Source organism: Pseudoalteromonas denitrificans DSM 6059 (assembly GCF_900112265.1).
Classification (GTDB): Bacteria; Pseudomonadota; Gammaproteobacteria; order Enterobacterales; family Alteromonadaceae; genus Pseudoalteromonas; species Pseudoalteromonas denitrificans.
The window spans coordinates 86,987-105,745 of record NZ_FOLO01000004.1; the positions used below are offsets into that span (position 1 = coordinate 86,987).

Sequence of the window (18,759 nt, forward strand, 5' to 3'; positions counted from 1 at the left end):
TTGATTTTAACTTATTAAAGGCATTTATATTATGAAATTATCAAAATTAATCTCAGTAGGGCTACTTTCACTTTCTATCAATACAGCGACAAGCTTTTGTGTATCAGCACAAGAAGTACCCTTTGACCAATGGCTTGTTAATTTAAAAATTGAAGCAAAAGAAAAAGGCATATCAAACAAAATAATTACAGCAGCCTTAACTGATTTAAAACTTTACCCTAAGGCAATTAAAAGCGATAGAGCACAACCTGAGTTTAAGCGTACCTTTGCAAATTATAGTAAAAAACGCTTATCAGCATGGCGCATAAAAACAGGCGCTAAAATGCAAAAGCAATACGGTGACTTATTAAAAGAAGTTGGTAAAGCTTATGGCGTTCAGCCAAGATTTATTCTCTCGTTTTGGGGTTTAGAAACTAATTACGGCAACTTTACAGGTAATAATGACATCATACGTTCATTGGCAACACTTGCTTATGATAAACGCCGTGCAGCATATTTTAGAAAAGAGTTATTTAATGCATTAATAATTCTAGATGAAGGTCATATTGCACTTAAAGATATGAAAGGCTCTTGGAGTGGCGCTATGGGGCAAGGGCAATTTATGCCATCAAGCTTCCTCAGATTTGCACAAGATTTTGACGGTGATGGTAAAAAAGATATTTGGCATAACAAAGCCGATGTTTTTGCGTCAATTGCAAATTATTTAAAACATTATGGCTGGAACGACCAACAAACATGGGGCCGCCCAGTTACTTTGCCTGAAGATGCACAATCATGGTTAACCCAAGTTAAAGCTGAAAAACCAGAAAAGGGTTGTCGTGCACTTCGTACACATACAAATAAATTATCCCTTAAACAGTGGAATGATTATGGTATTCGTCGTTTAAATAATAAAGATTTACCGGATGTAAATTTAAAAGCAACACTGATATTACCTGATGGTGAAAATGGACAAGCATTTTTAACATACGATAATTACCGCACTATTTTACGATATAACTGCGCTAATAGTTACGCCCTAACAATTGGTTTATTAGCAGATAGATTTAAATTTTAGATCAAAAAGGCGGGTTCAGGCTCGCTTTTTTATAAACTAAATTCATCGTGAGATTATGATAAGTCATATTAAGGAATACTCAGCTGTATTATCTAATCCAATAACAATCACCTGGCTTTGTCCAGCCAATATCAATTTCTAATATTTTATTGCTCAAATAAAAAGAAAAAGGATTTATGAAAATACTCATAATTAGTGCGAGTCAAAGAGCGCACTCAAATAGTTTAAAGGCTTCAAATTTTATTAAACTTAATGTGCTTAATAATCTTCCTGATATTGATTCTTCTATTTTAGATTTATCACAGTACCCTTTTTTACTTGATAATTATGGTGTTGAAAAAGAAGATAAACGTGAGTTAAACCAAAATAAAGAAGACGTATTGAGCCAGTTATACAAGTGTGATGCGGTTGTATTTGTTGTACCAGAATGGGGAGGCATGATCCCTCCTGCTCTCGTCAATTTATTACTGCTATGCGCTAATGGCTCTGCAAATGGCTTACCACTTGGGCATAAACCTGCATTTGCAATTGGTATTTCAACATCATCAGGGGGTAGTAACCCTATCTCTTTACTAAAAGCCTATGCTGCAAAAAACACCCACTTAACCTGGTTGCCGCTGCATGCAATCATTCAAAATGTCGACACCTTTTTAGCAACTGACTGGGCTCCTAATAATGATTCGCGTTATAACCAAGTTCAATCTAGAGTATTAACCGGACTTACTGCGTTAACTTTGTATGCAAAACAATTAAAAACCGTCAGAAAAGAACTTGTTGAATTATCTAAAATCCACCCTTTTGGTCAATAAATATTTATAAGGAATATCTCATGTATGAAATGCTAGTGGGTTTAAATGTTACTGATGATGAAATATACACAGCTTACCGCGTAGCCATGAAACCAATTTTAGTACAATATGGTGGTGGGTTTAGTTCTGACTTCAAAGTATCAGAAACCTTAGTGCCAACTGAAAATAATGATATTAACCGCGTATTTACCATTTATTTTACCGATAAAACGGCAATGGAAAATTTTTTTTCAAATCCTGAATATCTTGCAGTAAAAAATAAATTTTTTGAAAAGTCAGTATCCACTGCCACTATTTTGTCTAGCTATACCAAAGTATAAATATAAAGAAGAATATTAAAATAAGACAAGCAAATATTGAGGATGCGAGTGGGATCAGTGAACTCATTACTGCTCTTGCTAAAAAATATATCGCACCTGACTGCACTCAAGCAGGTATAAAATTACTTATGCAGTCTATGTCTGTTGAATCAATACAAAGATATATAGATACAAATTACCAGTACCTAGTGTGTGAAGATCAAAGCAAAATAATGGCAGTTATTGCTATACGAGATAATAGCCACTTGTTTCACTTATTTGTATCGGATACATATCAAGGGAAAGGTTTAGCAAAAAGATTATGGCTCCTAGCTGCCAACAATAGTATTACACAAGGAAATACAGGTTATTTTACGGTAAACTCAGCCTTAAACGCACAAAAAATTTATCTAAAATTAGGTTTTACACCTGTGTCAGAGGTGCGTATTAGAAAGGGCATTAAAGATATACCTATGGAGATTTATCTTGAGCCTGATTGAGGTTTAATTCACTCTTTTTCAAATTGTCGCTCGATAAAACCTTCTTCTAAATTGGTCAAACACCTAACTTTATCACCATTAAATTGCTCAAATAACTCTGTATGTGCCAATTTTGAGAAGGTATCTCGGCGTTTATCGTAATCCTGTATCCAATTTATCAACATATCTAAATTATCATCTTGTGCTTTTTTAGTTTCATATTTATGTGCTTCCCATGGACGATTTTTAGCATTTTCGACACATAACCCAATTGGCAAGTCCATATAAATTGCTTCGTTTGCATCCACTATTGCTAATAAATCAGCATAACAACCTTCAATCACCCAGCCTTTATGATTGTTTTTATCAATAAAGTTATCTATTTTACGTTTAGAGTCACTTAAAGACATTCTTTGTGGCATACCTAGTGAGGTTGTCACCCAGGCAATTAAATCTAAGTCTAAGTGAGCTAAGTTATTATCTGAACATAGCTTTTTTGCTAAGGTTGACTTACCTGAGCCTGAGTTTCCAAATATAATTATTTTTTTCAAATTAAACTCCTTTTAATAACAGTCTAAATACAACTTATAAAGCTATTTATAAAATAATGCTTTCACCATCTTGTGGAATGAAAAAACGTTTTTCTAGATTTTGTATTTTAACTGATTTGTTAAGATCACTTCTTGTAACTGGGCAATGATCGAGTGCTTCTAAATGATTAGCAATTATATTACCTTTTGAGATCTCAGCAACTTTTAATGCTTCTTCTATATCCATAATAATATCATCACCTAAATCAAAACGTGCGCCACCAGCAGGTAATACTATGTTTTCAGGTTGCTTATCCATTATAAAACCTGATATTTCGCTTGTTAAGCGCGTATCTCCGGTAATATATAAACTCGGTTCATTTTTAAGTTGAATATAATAACCAAACCCATGCGCCATTAATTTACCAATCAAACCTTTCCCATGCAAACAAGGTATCAAGTCTATTGAACCATTAAGAAAATCATTTTTAACATTTTCATCTAATATACTCACATTAATGCCTTTATTAGATATAAATTTAGCATCCTGTAATGAGCAAAAAACAGGGATGTTATTTTCTTTGAGCCATTTACTCCCTGCCCTATCTAAATGATCAAAGTGTCCTTTTTGACAGTGCGTTATTAAGCAATGAGTCACTTTAGACAGTAATTCTTTACTATTTTCTATTTTACTGAGATCTTCTCGTGCATGTGAGGCTTCCAAATTAATATTACTACCATTTGCGCCAGCTATTATTGCAGTGTTCTCGTCAGGTGAATCAACCACAACTCCTTGCGACAGATCTTTAAATGATGCTAACGATATGGATGTAAACTTTAGAAATGGAGTCTTCCTTATATAGGTATTTAGAAGAGAACTTTTACCGCCAGAATAAGGTGAGGTTAAAGCAATTTCTCGAACCGTTTGCTCTCTATTAATAAGGGTTTCGTTTAGCATATCTATATAAGAGTCAACATACTTTGCATCATCTGTCGGACATAGATCAGGAAGCTTAGAAGAATTTGTAGTTACAGGCCGCTCGAAACATCTTAGAACAGCCCAACATGTTGCTATTATTCCTTTTTTAAATGCTACCAATATAGCTTTAGGACCTGCCCAAAAAAGCCAGTAAAGTAGGCTTTAAAATTTTAACAGCAATAGTTTTAGAAAAGACATTAAATTCCCTCTTATCGATTTTATTTCTTATTTTGTGACGACATTATTTAACTAGAGATTAGTATACAGTTAAAAGCTTGTTTTTTTTTATTAAAACCTAAATTAAAAAAGGAAAGCCGTTAGATAGCAACGTTACCCTTGTGCTCTTCTTTTAGATATTTTACGTGCTATTTATTTGTTGCTCTACCTTACTGCAACTTTATACTTTCAACAAGGTTTATTATCTCTAATTTAGTTTGATTATCAGATACTTCCTCATTGAAAGACTTGATATAAAGCATCATTTCTTTCAAATGACCAACATTGTTTGGCATCTTTGTTTTTAGCTCTGAGTTTGGCGTAAATACCACTACAGAGTGAAATAGCTCATGTGGTATATCAAGCAAGTGTACCAACGTTTTAGTGTGTTTGTAGTTTTGTCTTAATGGGTTCTGAAATGGGTATTTTGAACGATGAATAGTCTGTGTCCATTTGGCTTGGTGCTCGCTACCAAATATCCAACCACTCAAGTTTTTTGTCTCGATAACAAAAGCGCCAAAATTAGATACAAGGATATGGTCAATTTGTGTCGTGCCACCATCTTCTAGCGGTAAGGTTACATCATTGATAATGGTATGTTTCGCTACATCTAAGTACTTGATCAAACCTTTTCTTACATATTTCTCACCAATTCGGCCTTTAATTTCTGGTAGTTTTTCTTGAAATAATAAAGCGCCATTAAACCAAAAAATAATAATAAAAACATTGGCATTTGCGTTTTGGCAAGATGAGTGAATGGGCTTGATTGACTAGGCACAGGTTGTGATGGTGTTGATGATACTTTTCGCAGAGGCACTGACTCAATTTTGATTGGTACTGCTTTTGTTGAAGACTGTACTTGTTCATTAGAAAGTAAAACAACATTACTAGATTTAGCTGTTATGGGGTTCTGGCAATTAGTATCAAAATTTGATCATGTTTGGGTATAGAGAGAGGAGTTTGTTCCTAGTCTTTGTTTATAGTCATTAACTTGCTGTTTGAGCAATATACACGAGGATTCAGTGTATTGTTGTGCTGCCTGAGCAGGCAACACAATCATCACCAAACCAATAAAAATCCATTTCATTTTAATCTCTCAAGGAATATTGGTTTTTAGCCAAATTTACCAGATAAAAACATGCCTTTTGAAGATGTTCAACAGGCATTTTTTTTAATAATTATTAAATATTCTTTGCTATTAATTCTGCTTTTAGCAAACCCCCCTTAGTTAATAGCCTTGCAGAAAATTTAGGATGACGTCTAGCTTTGAAAGCATCATAAATAAGCTTTAGCCCCTGTGCTTCAAGCAACGAAATATTGACTTCGGTATCCATTTCAGCACTTTCAACAAAGTCATTAGAGAAACTTGGCGCTATAATTAATACTTGTGCAACTCGTTTACCTTGATTTTCGCATCTAGTTACGTATGCTTTAACTTGGCGCGATGTTGTAGAGTATTTGGCGAAGTCACCATTTTTACAGGTTTTAGCTTCCCCAATAATTACATCGTTATCGCTTAACGAAATAATAATATCTGCTTTATCTTTAGCAGTATTAATAACCTTACGAATATCCTCATCAACAACAAGGTTTAATGTTTCAAATATTTCTTTAGTTATTTCTTCAAACTTAACGCCAATTTCAGCTTCTGCTATTTCAATACCAGCAGATTTTAAGCTTGCTAAATTTCTTTTGGCAAGTGCTGGATAGTTTTCGATTAACTTATCATTAGCATTTGCAAAAGATTCTAAAATCAACTGACGAGCATTACCTCTTTTTGATAACGACATCTTGTCTCGTACAACTTTAATTTGGTCATTACTTAACAAATATAAAATATCAACAGGGGTTATGCTTAATGCTCGAAGTTTATCTGTATCAAGCTCTTCAGAATCCTCAAGTTCAAATTCACTTTTTAATAATTTTTCTAGCTTTGGAAAGTGGATTTGCAAGGTTGAATATAGTTCTTTAAAGCCAGCAGCACTCAGCGCTTCAAACTCATCATTAGCAGATTTATTTAGCGTATTGATGATGACATCTATTCTATCGCCAAGTGTTGTTCCGATTTTATCCACACTCAAATCTAAGTCAGTTATCAAAGCTTTAAGTCTTTCTTTTCTTTGGTTTTGAGTTTCATTTGAACCAAAAATATCACGATGTAATATGTGACGAATAGCAACACGAGAATGGATGATTTCGTGAATTTTCTCTGTTCTTTCAATACCTCGTACTTTCTTTCCATAGTGTTTCAATATATTTGAAAGTTCTGCATCACTTAAGCTACGAAGAATACGCAAGGTATGTTTGTCAGCCAGTTCTTTACCTTGTAATTCATTCAGAATAGCAACGACCTCATCAGCAACAAATACTTCCGAGCGTTTACGGTTAATAAATAAAACCCCCATTTCTCTAAGGACATTTAAGCCATCTAACGCATTGTTTTGTGGTACTGGGTCAATAATATGCTCTATTGCTGACGCTTCATCCATTGAAATATTTAATCTATCAGCCAATACATTGAGAATACTTCTTTCATCATCAGTTATTTTGGCTTCACGATTTATTTTTTCATCATTGAGAAATGCTACTTTTAAGCAGTCTCGATAAATGCTTAGTTGCATTCCTCTATCGAATTCATCTGAGTTTTCACTTGAGTCAATTTCTACTTGCAGCTCTTTTGATGATTTTTTTAAGTTGCTCCATTCTTTGTTGTATAACGTCTCAATCCAAGATGTTCTGGCAATGCTATTACCATCCCTTGTTAGAATGTTAATTAACAAGCCAATTTGCGCACCAGACATAGCAATTTGATCTTGTATTTCCTTTTTGAAATATGATGATACTAAGGAAAATAAAGCAGTAATTTCACTACCAGACGCATTTTTAATTTGGCCATCAATTTTACTAACAGATTTTGCTAATTGCTTGTCATCGTGCATAGCACCTGAGCATAATTTATCCAAACAAGAGATAAATTTGGATTTTTCTACTTGATTGATAGATGAAAGAACTTGATTGAGTTTCATAAAAGTTATCCCTAATTATTTACTATTGATGTTTGATATTCCTGCACCCAAGACTCAAACTTATTTGTAGTGTTCTTAGTTCGCCTGTTTAAACTGAACTCGTTAAAAATATGATCAACGGGGTCATTGGGCGATTTTTCTAAAGCATCTTGTACCAAACCAAGCCTTTCAGGGTAAGCGATAGTATTCCACTCTCTAGGGATACCAAAGGCATTTACACCACGCCACTGCACCAAATCTTCAATATCATCTGTTGATTTCCATACGGTTACTTCTCCAGAGTGGTGTTTCGAAATTCCCGCCCAAGGGCTAATAATTGATTCGATATGGTCGAGTTGTTTTTTAGTTGTTCTTGCTAAATTGTGCTTCCAGCCAATATCAGATGCCAACTCATGCAGAGAAATTGCACTTTTCTCATGTAAAATTTCTTTAGCCATACCCTCTAAAGCCACTTTGTAACTATCATGGAAATACTTATCAGGATTAATACTTGTCAGACTAGTTTCTTCTTCGATCTCTTCTGGTTCAATTAGAGTTATATCTTCTAACTCGTCTTCCTCTTCTTCTTGAGCTAAATCTAAAGCTAAGAGTTCATTTAGTTGGTCATGGATTCTTTCTATAATTGAATTTTCATCAATAAAGTAATCAGTTGACCATATTCGTAATAATTTCCAACCAAGATTTTCTAATATTAAATGCCTTACACGATCTCTATCCCTTGCGGCAGGCGAGCCATGATAGGTTGCGCCATCACATTCTATTCCAGCCAAAAATTGACCGGGTTTATCAGGATGAATAACTCCGAGATCGATTCTAAATTTACTGACGCCTATTTGAGTTTGTACTATCCAACCTTTTTCTCTTAAGGCGAAAGCTACGCTTTCCTCAAAATAACTGTCAAATTGGTCAACTCCGTAGTTTGCTTCTGCGGTTTCAGGCAGTGCAATAGGACCTTTTTCTGCGTACTCCAAAAAGTATTTAAGGTGCTTCACTGCAAGAGCGCTGGTTCGGCTTAAATCGATCATTGTATAATCAAAGCTTGCGAATACATGTATTTCAGTGGTCGCCCTAGTAATTGCAACATTTAGACGTCTTTCTCCACCTTGTTTATTAAGAGGCCCAAAATTCATACTCATTGTTTTGGCTAAAGGCTCTACAAGCCCATACCCTAGGCTTAGAATGATAATGTCTCGCTCATCACCTTGTACGGACTCTAGGTTTTTAATAAAGATAGGATCGTAATTTTTATTACCTTGGAAAAATGGCTCTAGATGAGGATGCTTGCGTCTACGATCATCTAAGCAATCTTCTATACACCTCTGCTGCTCTGAATTTAACGTAACAACACCAATAGTGTATTTCTTACGTTTATCCGATAATCTTTCAACAATATAATCAGCAACAGCATTAGCTTCTTTAATATTATTTCGCTCTTTTCCTTTTGCATACAACCCATCTACTTTGTGCAGGCTGACAGCACTTTCTTTAGTTTCAGCACAAGGGAATGTTACTAAAGAATTTTCATAATAGTGACTGTTTGAAAAGGCAATTAAGCTTTCATGACGGCTTCGATAATGACCAGTTAAGCGGTGGTGCGGTAATCGTGCTGATAATGCCTGATCTAAAATACTTTCTAGATCTGCTTCATCAGTTAAATCGTCTGTGCTGCTTTTTGAGAAGAAATTGGTTGGTGGCATCTGTTTAGGATCGCCAACAATAATAACATTTTTACCTCTGGCAATAGTTCCAACAGCATCCCAAACTGTTATTTGAGAGGCTTCATCAAAAACTACTAAATCAAAAGCATTAAAGTGTGCTGGTAAAAACTGAGAAACAGAAAGCGGTGACATCATAAAACATGGTGTAAGGTGAAGCAGGTTTTCACCCATTTCATTAATCAGTTGCCTGATAGGTTTATGATTACTTTTTTTATTAAATTCTCTAGAAAGAACTCCATACTCAGAAGGAGATTGTGGCGAATTTGGATCAGGTGTACCAGAGGCAACTATCGAAGAAATATACTCCGCTGTAGTTTTTGCGACTAATTCATCAAGATCCCTAAATTCTTCAATCAAATTTTCATGCTGTGATGTTCTAAAAGTCCTTAAAGCATCAGAGCGGTCAATAAGAATAGGCGCTAACCAAGCACATACTGCATTAGTTGTTTGGTGAACTGTATCTTCGCCTTTGATTTCTCGACCTTCCAAACATGTAATAACATTATGGAGACCTTTATTGCTTGCCACCTTTTTAGCTTCAAGCCAATTACACCAAGCATTTATTTTTGGCTCTAAGGCAATAACTTCATCACAAGAGTGGATAAATTCAGCTATAGTTTTACCCGCTGGAACATCCCCTCCAAGAGTAATGAAAATATCAATATCATTTTTAAATTCAGTATAGCTTTTTGAATAATTATCACAGGCCATAGCTAAAGCCGATGACAGGTAGAATTCAAAGTTTTCTACAACTTTCTCATTTAAATTATTAATAAGTGCTGAGGGATTGGAGAGCCTTCCTGCTATTTTTCTGGTGATATCAAACAATCCCTTAGATTCTTGATATTTAGAAGTTAATTGCTCACTAGAAGTATCCCAACCTTGCCATATTTTATCTTGTTCGAAGTCACTAATATTCTCAGTAACTTTTTTAGCTGTACGATTGATTTCATCTAATAATGATAATTCTTCAAGTGTTATTTCACCATGCACACCAACAGCACTTAACGTTTTTATGACTTTTCTTTTGGCAAACCATTTCAACGGCCAAATTTTTTGTTGTGCTATTTTAAGTGATGTAAGCCAATCTGAGGTAGGGTAATTAGATATTGTTTCTAGTGAGAATGTTAATTTCGAACTTCTCACTTGTTCATCTATTACTGCTTTAAATTCGGCTAATGAATTTAGCTTTTCTAACTCATCTCTAGCACTTGGCTTATAAATAAAGCTTAGTCGAGTGTCTTTTTGTTTAATTAGGAAGATGACTAAATCATATATTTCTGCATAGTTTTCGTTGTATTCATTTAAATCTGCTAATTGTAATAACTCAACCAACTCTCCAAAGTGTTTGCTCATTACTAGTGATGAGTTTCTCACTGTTTTAATGGTTGAAATTAATTCTGATTGCCAAGCATTTGACCAGTCAGTATTTTGAACAATGGAAATATCTGAAAGGTTTAAATCCTCTATATCTGAAAAGGCTAAGCCTAGTGTTTTAGCTGTTTCATATAAATCTTTCAAATCTTCCTTTGAGCCAACAGGAGAGTTTTCATAAGAGTGCCCCCAACCTAGATCTACCTTTGTTATATCTTTATACCTAACATATCTCGATATAGCTTGCCTTGGGGTTATGCCTAAGGCCGATTCTTGATGAAGTTCATTAACGTATGCATTTAAACTTTTCCGTATGTTAAACAGTTTATCTGCATTCTCATTCCATTCACTACTAGAAGCCGTTTCTCGTGTGGTCCATGATTTTTTCAGTTGCTCTAATATTGCTCGTTTATTGGCTTTATTACTATGAAGCTCTAAGCATAAGTGATCTAAACCAATCTTATGAAGGCGGCTATACACAACGTTTAATGCAGCCATTTTTTCTGCCACAAATAGAACTTTTTTACCTTTAGCTAGGTTATGGCAAATAATATTTGCTATCGTTTCGGACTTACCAGTACCTGGTGGACCTTCCAGAACAAAATCTTGGTTTTTTGTAGAGGCATCTATAGCAACTAACTGAGAGCTATCAGCATTTAATGGTGCAAAAACATCTGAAGGTTTTAACGTATTATCGATATTATTTTGATCTTCAAATTGAACATCTTGTTCATACGTTTTTTGTGGATGTTCGACTAAATGTTCAACAAAGGGGTTAGACTTTAAATCGTTAACTCTGTCTTTTAAGTCTTTCCACATTAAATATTTAGCGAATGAAAATGTACTTAAAGTCAGTTCTTCTACAACCTCAAATCCTTTGATATCTTTGATTTTGTCTCTGACAACTGACCAAATTAAATCTACATCAATACCGCTTTCATCTGTTGGTAATGCTTCGTTAAATTGGGATAAATCAACTTCATAATCGTTTTGTAAAAACTCAATCAAAGTAGCGTTGAAAATAGGCTCTTCCCCATCTCGTTGCTTAATTTTTATTTTAGAACGCGCACTACTTCTTTTTAACTCAGCAGGTAAAAGGATTAGTGGTGCCTGATAAGTTCTATCACTGTCAGGGGTTTCCTTCCATTTGAGCATGCCAACAGCAAGGAAAAGTGTATTAGAGCCACCTTCTTCAAGGTCAGTTTTTGCTTTCCGGTATAAAGAAAGTAAATTTCTTTCTAGTTTTTTAGAAGAGTCGTTGGCAATTAAGGTATTACTTTTTAATTGTTCTTTTGCAAACTCTGTTTGTAAGTCATTTCCAACTTTAAATTTAAAAAGTTCCTTATCTCGTGCTTCATTTGCATAAAGCGTATCGCCAGCAGTAATAAAATTAAAACTTTGATTCGATGCTAATTCATCCTCTAATAATGCAATGTCAGGGCAAAATAACTTAATAGCTACAGCAGTTTTAGATAAATTTAATAACCTATTTCGTTTTGTAAGATCCAGTAGTTTCCTTTGCCATTGTTCAACGCGTCCATCTGGCGTATCAGTTATAGGAAGCTCTTCTTTTCTAACTGGAGGTAATGCTGGAGCAACAGGTAAAATTTGAATGGTAGTTTCTGCTTCATTGTTTTCTATCTCAATACTACTTTCGCCAATGGTCGGAATAGGCTTAATTTGTCTTTTTCTTGCTTGTGTTAAATCTATTGCATACACAAATGTATCTTCTGATTCCTCTGAGATTATCTGATCCGCATATTCTATTGCTTGACCAAAAGTAATAGGTGAATCAGAAGTCGCCAAAGTAGTTTCAAATAGCACTATGTCTTTAGATGCGATACGTTTACGAATGTCCATTGAGTCGTCATTAGTCAATAAAGGAAAGCATTCATTGATTAACCAAAGGCCACAACACGCATGTTCATCAGTTACGGCTATTATTGAATTTAGCCCTATGTGCTCCAGACAAGCTGTAAACAATAAAGACAAATCTAAACATGCACCTGTTTTAAGGGTTTTAATGTCATTTGGTAACCTAATACGTTGCCCTTCATAAGCGAAGCTAGCAGGTGGGTTAACGTAGGCTATAGATTCATTTGAGATCACATTCCATAATGCTGCGGCCATCAAGTAGGGTCTTTCCCTCGTTTCTGATTGATAGCCATCTAATTTGGACTCGTACCCTGCGGATTTCATCACATCGGACGCTTTTTTTACAAGTTCCGCTATATAATTTGCGTTAGGGGTAGAAAAAGCGGCTAATAGCTCAGCCATACGTTCCTCGCCACCCCAGAAATTTTTAGGCAGTAGATTAGTTTGGTACGATTGTGTTGCTAATACTTCATCAGAACTATAGAGGGTGAAGTTCAAATTAATTTCAATTTGCTCAGTCAATGCATCTAAATATTCATTTGATATTTTTAAAAGTCGTTTCTGTAATAAAAGTGAATGACCTGCCTCAAGTGAGTCCACGTGCCATTCTTCAGGAGAAAACACTTCTGGATCAGAAGTTAAAACAAGCTTTAAATTTGTATGTTTTATGTGAGAATTTTCAGGTGCAATTACTTTAGAAGAATTCAACTCAAGGGATGTTATAAGTGGATATTGATTTTGTTGAAATGCAAAAGAGTACACTTTAGCTATTTCTGCATTAATTCCTAAATTTTCCATTGAATTTCCTACTTTATGTAAAGCCAATAAAATGTGGCCAAATTATAATTAAACCTTTGTATTTAGAATGTTGAAATTTGTACGAATTACTAATCATTATTTTGAGTTTTATGCTTACGTTTATCTCTCACCCATGTTGCAGAACCATGGGTTTGTTTCATTTCAAATAAATCGATCGCAGCGAATAAGTCACTCAATTTTTTGAAACCATAATTTCGTTGATCAAAAGATGCATGGTTAGAAATATGTTTTCCTATAGGACCCAATTGCGCCCAACCGCCATCTTCTTCGGCAGCATCTACAGCCTGACGAAGCATATTAATAAGCTTCGTATCGCTTTTAATACTTGGTTTTTTCTTTTGGGTAGGTTTTTCTTCTGTTTCGATATCATCAAGAAATAAAAATTTAGAACAACTATTAACGAAAGCCTTTGGCGCTTTACGTTCACCAAAGCCAATCACGAACTTTCCATCTGCGAGAGCGCGAGTTACTAGAGGAGTGAAGTCACAGTCAGAGGAAACTAAACATATACTATCTACATCTTTAGTATAAAGAATATCCATAGCATCAATGACTAGTGCGATATCAGTGGCATTTTTTCCTTTGGTCAAATCAAATTGTTGTATAGGTTGGATGGCGTATTCGTGGAGAACATCTTCCCAAGACTTGATACATGGGCTTTTCCAGTTTCCGTAAGCTTTACGAATGTTAACAACACCATACCTGGCAAGTTCAGACAATATGATATCTATTTTGGCTGCGGGTGCATTATCTGCATCAATAAATAATGCGATTTTTTCCTTTTCCCTCAAAACGTGATTCCTTTTCAGCGTAATGAACTATTCCTAATAGTACATTTATGCCATATATACATGAAATAGCAATACTTTTTATGTGGTTACTGGGGGATTTATTGTTTTAAAATAACTTTAATAGCCTTGTTAACAATGTTTTAACAGCTCCACATGTGTAAAAGCTTGAACGATTAAAACCGCTTGGAATTCGCCAGTGCAACTATCAAATATCAAATTCTATATAACTACCTACCAAAAGAAGAGGTAGAACAATTAGATAAGTTCGATGAAAATCAGCTTAGCTATGTTTTAAAAACAAGTCAGCTTCATAGCAGCATGGTATCAGCAGGAAAATAATTATTTGATGTTAGTCGAACAATAACCCAAGTCGATAACAAAGTATTTGATTAAATTTGGGATGAAATGGGGGGATATTTCACAAATTTAATTAATATTTATTACTTGTGCTAACCCATATTATTTAAAACAAAATCAAAATTTAATTTCAGCCATTAAGAAGTTACCGATAAGAGTCAATATTTATAGTTACTGCACTTCGGTCAGCTTAGTGGCGGCTTCAGGAAAGTTAAATAAACACCAGGCAACCTCTACTTGGTGGTTAGCTGATTATTTGCAAAAGAAATTTACTGAAATTGAATGGCTATTTAGTCAATCATACATTTCAGACACAAATATCGATACCGCATCGGGTGTAAATGGTTATTTGCAAATAGCACAAAGCTTAATTAAAAAAATGCATAGTGAGTCGGTTTTACGTGAAATTCAAGACTTAATGGTATTAGCTAAGCCTGAACCTCAAGTGCAACCATTTAAGATCATAAACATCATGAAAATAGATAATGATTTAATACGCAAAATTTACCTTTGGGTTGAAAATACAGCTGCAAGGGATATCGGTATAGAATTATTAGCACAATATTTAAACATGACCTCTAGAACACTTTCTCGTAAGGTCAAAATATTAACTGACTTATCTTGCTCACAATTTTTACGCATTGTGAAAATGCACCAAGCAAGTGAGTATCTTATTCATAGTACACAAGGAGTCAGTGCTATCAGTAATATGCTTGGTTTTTCAGATGATGTATCTTTTAGAAGGAGCTTTAAAAATATTACACAATATACACCAAGTAAATATAGACAATTATTTAAACGATAACTCTATCAAATACATATTATCCCAATAATTATCAATGTTTTGTTGACACTATTTCTATATCAAAGATATTTATCCTAACGTTAAATATACCCATACTTACTTTTTAACAACAGAGTTCACCTGTACAAAAAATAAGTAGATATATAAATGAAAAAGATATTAATGTTATTAGCTCAGGGTGTTGAACCCTTAGAAATGGCCGCTTTTACCGATGTATTTGGCTGGACTTCTCTATTAAGTGATTTCCCTATAGCAGTCATAGATGTTGGGCTAAGAAAAAAAATAGTGACCACTTTTGGTTTAAAACTAGAACCGAATTATTTACTCAAAGATATAAATTTAAACGAATTTGACGCATTAGCTTTACCTGGCGGGTTTGAGCCATCTGGTTTTTATAAAGATGCATTTAGTGAAGATTTTTTAAACGTAATAAAGTTTTTTGATAAACAAAACAAACCCATTGCCAGTGTGTGTGTATCATCATTAGCGCTTGGTAAAGCACATATATTAAACGGAAAAAAAGCAACAACATATCATCAGATAGGCGGTAAACGAAAAAGTCAGCTAGTTAATTTTGGGACTAATTTTATAGATAAACCTATTATTATTGACGGTAATATAATTACTTCATCAGGACCCGGTACCGCACTTGAAGTTGCATTTAAGTTATTAGAAATGCTTACAAATAAACAAAACATGCAAGATATTAAACAAAAAATGCGTATGCCAAAAATCAGTCCTGACTGGTATTTTCAGGCACAAGTTTAAATGCTATTTATTTTTGTCTAACAAAATTATTTCAAAGTCTTATTTTCAGGTTCAGTATTTACTAAAAAGGTCTCAATTTTATCTATTAAATTGAGACCTCAAGCTCTGTAAACCTTTGTCGTTCATTTGTGTCAAAGACTGTTTATTATATCAATAAGGCACTAAATGAGTGATGTCCTCCTCGACGACTGCTCCTAGCTTTTAAGAATCAACAAATTAACCCACATTGCCAAAACACAGAAAAAAGCGGCAAAAAATATCAGCATTCTATGTAAAACATGGTTATATGTAATATGAATATACGCGTGACAATATCTTAAAATAACAAAAAGCCATGCAAATATCAGCGCGGTTGTATCATTACCTAGATCAAACATTAAATAAAGAGATGTAATAACATAAAACAAAACGGGAATTTCAAATTGATTATTAAAGTTTCGTGTTGTTTTAGTTACAATTTCTGGTACTTCTTGGCCTTGCATTAGTGTAAAAAAACGGGCTTTAACATTGCCTTTTTTAACATTTGAAAACCTAACTGAAACAGTAAAAAGCCCAACAATAAAAGTAAGCAGTACCATCATAAACATAGCGTATAACATATATATCCTTTGTATTTAGCACTGCTTCGTTAGTTTTATATCATGCCTTTATTTTTGACTTAATAAAACTGTCTATTGATACTTTACCCGCGCCAAAAACAACAAGTTGTATTAATAGTACTCCCCAAATAAAGTGTGAAGTTAAAGCAGCAGGTGCGATTTCTTCTAAGCTTATCACAGCAACAATATTAACCATACTTAAGCCTAAAGCCCCAATACGACTTGCAATACCCAATACCAGAATAATAGGTAAAATCAACTCCCCTGCCGTACCTAAATAAGCTGCTAACTCAAAGTTGATAAATGGCACCTGATACTCTTCTTCAAACAAAAATAAAGTCGTATCCCACTCTTTTATTTTTGTAAGACCTGCAGCAAAAAAGACCCAGCCGACATAAACTCTTGCCATAAGTAGCGCCACAGGTTGTAAATAAAGATTAACTAAGGTTGATACCTTTTGATAAGGTAAAATGATTCTTGATGTTAAGTCCATGATATTTCCTATTATGTATTTAATAAATGGGTTCTAACTAAAAAGGTTTTAGTTTAAAGATGTTTTAAGTGACTGATGATATTTTGCTTTAATGCTTGCTCTAGCCATTTAGCAAAATCAAATGTTGAATGCATTTTATCTAATGTTTTTCCTATGCTCCTACCTTGTAAAAGCATATTAATAAATTCATATTCTCTATTATCTAATTGAATAAATTGTGTTTTAAAATTACTTTTTAAAATTAAAATACTTTGTTTATCGTTAGCATCTATAAGCTCATTTTCTAAAAATAATTTATCTGGGAGATCCTCTTCGCCTTCTTCCTGATGCATTTTATAGATTTGAAGAATAGGAAAAATAGAACTAAATAACTTAACGCTTTGATTAAATTTTATATGTATCTCATCAAGCGGTTTTTCACCCAGTAATTGAAAACTTGATAAATCAATGTCATTATTTTTATTTGTCTGACTCTGGTGAATTAAATAATCAAATCGCGCAATGTCTGCAATAAAGGGATATTCTTTTAATTCTGGTAACTGAGATAAAACTTGCGCAAATTCGTTTCCCCATAGTGCCCAATCGCCTTCTGATGGCGGATGTGCTCTTAACAGTTCAAAAGCAGCATAATTAAAATACCTTTGCCCTATTAATTTAAATACCGTAGGAAAACTAATTGCCAAAGCATGCTGCGCCATCGCTTTTAGATTTCTCTGAAAAACCTCTAGGCCCTTTTTATCAAATACATCTAAGTCATTTTCATTTAAAGCCGATTTATCATGGCCATGAAACAAAAAAATTTGTGAAACTAATGCTTGTTGTTGCTTTTTAACAGTGTCAAATGCATCAATTAATGCTTTATTCATAGAGATTTACCTCCTCACCCAAACCTAAAACAGCTGTAGATATGGAGCGTGCTTTTTTAGCCTCATTTACTAATTCAGACCAGTTAGGTAAGTTATTATCCCACTCTATTAAAGTTGGAATATTGCCAAAACGTTTAATTGCAGCGCCATATAAATGCCAGGTTTCTTTAGATACAGGCTGGCTATGATCATCTATCACCAATTCATCTGCTTCAACAGGTGTGTAACCTGCTAAATGAATTTCACCAACTGAATTTTTTGGAATGTCTTTTAGCCAATTAAGTGCATACCTTAATGGGTTCGCCTCATTTAAATTATGTCCTGTCACTAAGATATTATTCAGATCGATTAATAAATTGCATCCTGACATTTCAGTTAGCCGAGTTAAAAACTCTGTTTCAGGCATTTCTTTATTTGAAGGCTGAAAATATGCTGATAAATTTTCGATTAATAAAGGACGCCCTATAAACTGTTGCACTTTATCTATGTTATGTGCCAATACCATCAAACTTTGTTTGTTAAACATAAGGGGTAATAAATCACCTGCATGAACTTGCTTGCCATTAAGTTTGCTCCAAGTAAAACAGGCATGATCTGACATCAATATAGGATTTATGTTTTTAGCCAAATTGTTTAATTTATTTAAATATTTAACGGGTACGCCTTGTGCTGAACCAAGCCCCATAGCCGTTGAATGTAAGCTCACATCTAATTTATCTCTTACTTGTTCTAATACATTTAAGCTTGCTCCCCCTTGAGCAAAAAAGTTTTCAGAGTGTACTTCCACAAAATCAATATCAGATGTATCAGCTAAAACATTAGCAAAGTGCTGGTGGCGTAATCCAACCCCAATAAGAGGCGAATTTTTGCAAGTATTTTTAAGTTTTGACTGATACATT

Annotated in this window: 18 protein-coding genes; 8 read left to right on the top strand and 10 right to left on the bottom strand. The window is 34.2% G+C overall.

Features of this window, described 5'->3' with window-relative positions; all coding sequences use genetic code 11:
* The first annotated feature begins 31 nt into the window (after positions 1-31).
* The 4 genes from BM088_RS04055 to BM088_RS04070 all read left to right on the top strand — a co-directional run bounded on the left by BM088_RS04055 (position 32) and on the right by BM088_RS04070 (position 2,665).
* The gene (locus BM088_RS04055) at positions 32-1,057 is read left to right on the top strand and encodes a lytic murein transglycosylase (protein ID WP_091980215.1); all 1,026 of its coding nucleotides are present in this window, start codon (positions 32-34) and stop codon (positions 1,055-1,057) included.
* Between the two features lie 176 nt (positions 1,058-1,233).
* Positions 1,234-1,866: an NAD(P)H-dependent oxidoreductase gene (locus BM088_RS04060; RefSeq protein ID WP_091980218.1), complete on the top strand. Its 633-nt coding sequence runs from the start codon at positions 1,234-1,236 to the stop codon at positions 1,864-1,866.
* Between the two features lie 20 nt (positions 1,867-1,886).
* Complete coding sequence (locus tag BM088_RS04065; protein ID WP_091980220.1) at positions 1,887-2,186, top strand: DUF1330 domain-containing protein; 300 nt, start codon at positions 1,887-1,889, stop codon at positions 2,184-2,186.
* 89 nt (positions 2,187-2,275) lie between these two features.
* Positions 2,276-2,665, top strand: a complete 390-nt coding sequence (locus tag BM088_RS04070) for a GNAT family N-acetyltransferase (protein ID WP_281247142.1) — start codon at positions 2,276-2,278, stop codon at positions 2,663-2,665.
* Between the two features lie 8 nt (positions 2,666-2,673).
* Here BM088_RS04070 and BM088_RS04075 read toward each other — a convergent pair whose 3' ends face one another.
* From BM088_RS04075 to BM088_RS04085, 3 genes are all read right to left on the bottom strand, one after another.
* A complete protein-coding gene (locus BM088_RS04075) occupies positions 2,674-3,195 on the bottom strand; it encodes a P-loop NTPase family protein (RefSeq protein WP_091980225.1) in 522 nt (173 codons plus the stop codon).
* Between the two features lie 46 nt (positions 3,196-3,241).
* Positions 3,242-4,273: an MBL fold metallo-hydrolase gene (locus BM088_RS04080; RefSeq protein WP_143085033.1), complete on the bottom strand. Its 1,032-nt coding sequence runs from the start codon at positions 4,271-4,273 to the stop codon at positions 3,242-3,244.
* A 266-nt stretch (positions 4,274-4,539) separates the two neighbouring features.
* Positions 4,540-5,136, bottom strand: coding sequence for an NERD domain-containing protein (locus tag BM088_RS04085; protein ID WP_091980230.1), 597 nt, complete (start codon positions 5,134-5,136; stop codon positions 4,540-4,542).
* A 60-nt stretch (positions 5,137-5,196) separates the two neighbouring features.
* Between BM088_RS04085 and BM088_RS27880 the strand changes: the two genes are divergently transcribed.
* Positions 5,197-5,319: a hypothetical protein gene (locus tag BM088_RS27880; RefSeq protein ID WP_281247139.1), complete on the top strand. Its 123-nt coding sequence runs from the start codon at positions 5,197-5,199 to the stop codon at positions 5,317-5,319.
* A gap of 231 nt (positions 5,320-5,550) precedes the next feature.
* Here the strand turns inward: BM088_RS27880 and BM088_RS04090 are convergent, their stop codons facing one another.
* From BM088_RS04090 to BM088_RS04100, 3 genes are all read right to left on the bottom strand, one after another.
* On the bottom strand, positions 5,551-7,395 hold the full coding sequence (locus BM088_RS04090; protein WP_091980232.1) for a hypothetical protein: 1,845 nt from the start codon (positions 7,393-7,395) through the stop codon (positions 5,551-5,553).
* Positions 7,396-7,406: 11 nt separating this feature from the next.
* Entirely contained in the window at positions 7,407-13,160 is a 5,754-nt protein-coding gene (locus BM088_RS04095; RefSeq protein ID WP_091980234.1) for a DUF4011 domain-containing protein, read from the bottom strand.
* Between the two features lie 89 nt (positions 13,161-13,249).
* Positions 13,250-13,972, bottom strand: coding sequence for an NYN domain-containing protein (locus tag BM088_RS04100; protein WP_091980236.1), 723 nt, complete (start codon positions 13,970-13,972; stop codon positions 13,250-13,252).
* Between the two features lie 183 nt (positions 13,973-14,155).
* Between BM088_RS04100 and BM088_RS27110 the strand changes: the two genes are divergently transcribed.
* The 3 genes from BM088_RS27110 to BM088_RS04110 all read left to right on the top strand — a co-directional run bounded on the left by BM088_RS27110 (position 14,156) and on the right by BM088_RS04110 (position 15,902).
* Positions 14,156-14,311 carry a hypothetical protein gene (locus tag BM088_RS27110; RefSeq protein ID WP_177207947.1) on the top strand — a complete coding sequence of 52 codons (156 nt, stop codon included), beginning with the start codon at positions 14,156-14,158 and terminating at the stop codon, positions 14,309-14,311.
* A gap of 211 nt (positions 14,312-14,522) precedes the next feature.
* Positions 14,523-15,134 (top strand): helix-turn-helix domain-containing protein, encoded by a 612-nt coding sequence (locus BM088_RS04105; RefSeq protein ID WP_091980238.1) that lies wholly within the window; start codon positions 14,523-14,525, stop codon positions 15,132-15,134.
* Between the two features lie 147 nt (positions 15,135-15,281).
* On the top strand, positions 15,282-15,902 hold the full coding sequence (locus tag BM088_RS04110) for a DJ-1/PfpI family protein (RefSeq protein ID WP_091980240.1): 621 nt from the start codon (positions 15,282-15,284) through the stop codon (positions 15,900-15,902).
* Between the two features lie 194 nt (positions 15,903-16,096).
* Here the strand turns inward: BM088_RS04110 and BM088_RS04115 are convergent, their stop codons facing one another.
* Genes BM088_RS04115 through BM088_RS04130 form a run of 4 tightly spaced genes read right to left on the bottom strand, consistent with a single transcriptional unit; the run spans position 16,097 to position 18,758 of the window.
* Positions 16,097-16,501, bottom strand: a complete 405-nt coding sequence (locus tag BM088_RS04115; RefSeq protein ID WP_091980242.1) for an MAPEG family protein — start codon at positions 16,499-16,501, stop codon at positions 16,097-16,099.
* Positions 16,502-16,541: 40 nt separating this feature from the next.
* Positions 16,542-16,994 carry a DoxX family protein gene (locus tag BM088_RS04120; RefSeq protein WP_091980244.1) on the bottom strand — a complete coding sequence of 151 codons (453 nt, stop codon included), beginning with the start codon at positions 16,992-16,994 and terminating at the stop codon, positions 16,542-16,544.
* 53 nt (positions 16,995-17,047) lie between these two features.
* On the bottom strand, positions 17,048-17,860 hold the full coding sequence (locus tag BM088_RS04125; RefSeq protein ID WP_091980246.1) for an HvfC/BufC family peptide modification chaperone: 813 nt from the start codon (positions 17,858-17,860) through the stop codon (positions 17,048-17,050).
* The gene (locus BM088_RS04130) at positions 17,853-18,758 is read right to left on the bottom strand and encodes an MbnB/TglH/ChrH family RiPP precursor modification enzyme (protein WP_091980248.1); all 906 of its coding nucleotides are present in this window, start codon (positions 18,756-18,758) and stop codon (positions 17,853-17,855) included. Before BM088_RS04130 ends, BM088_RS04125 begins: the two co-directional genes overlap by 8 nt.
* Position 18,759 lies beyond the last annotated feature (1 nt).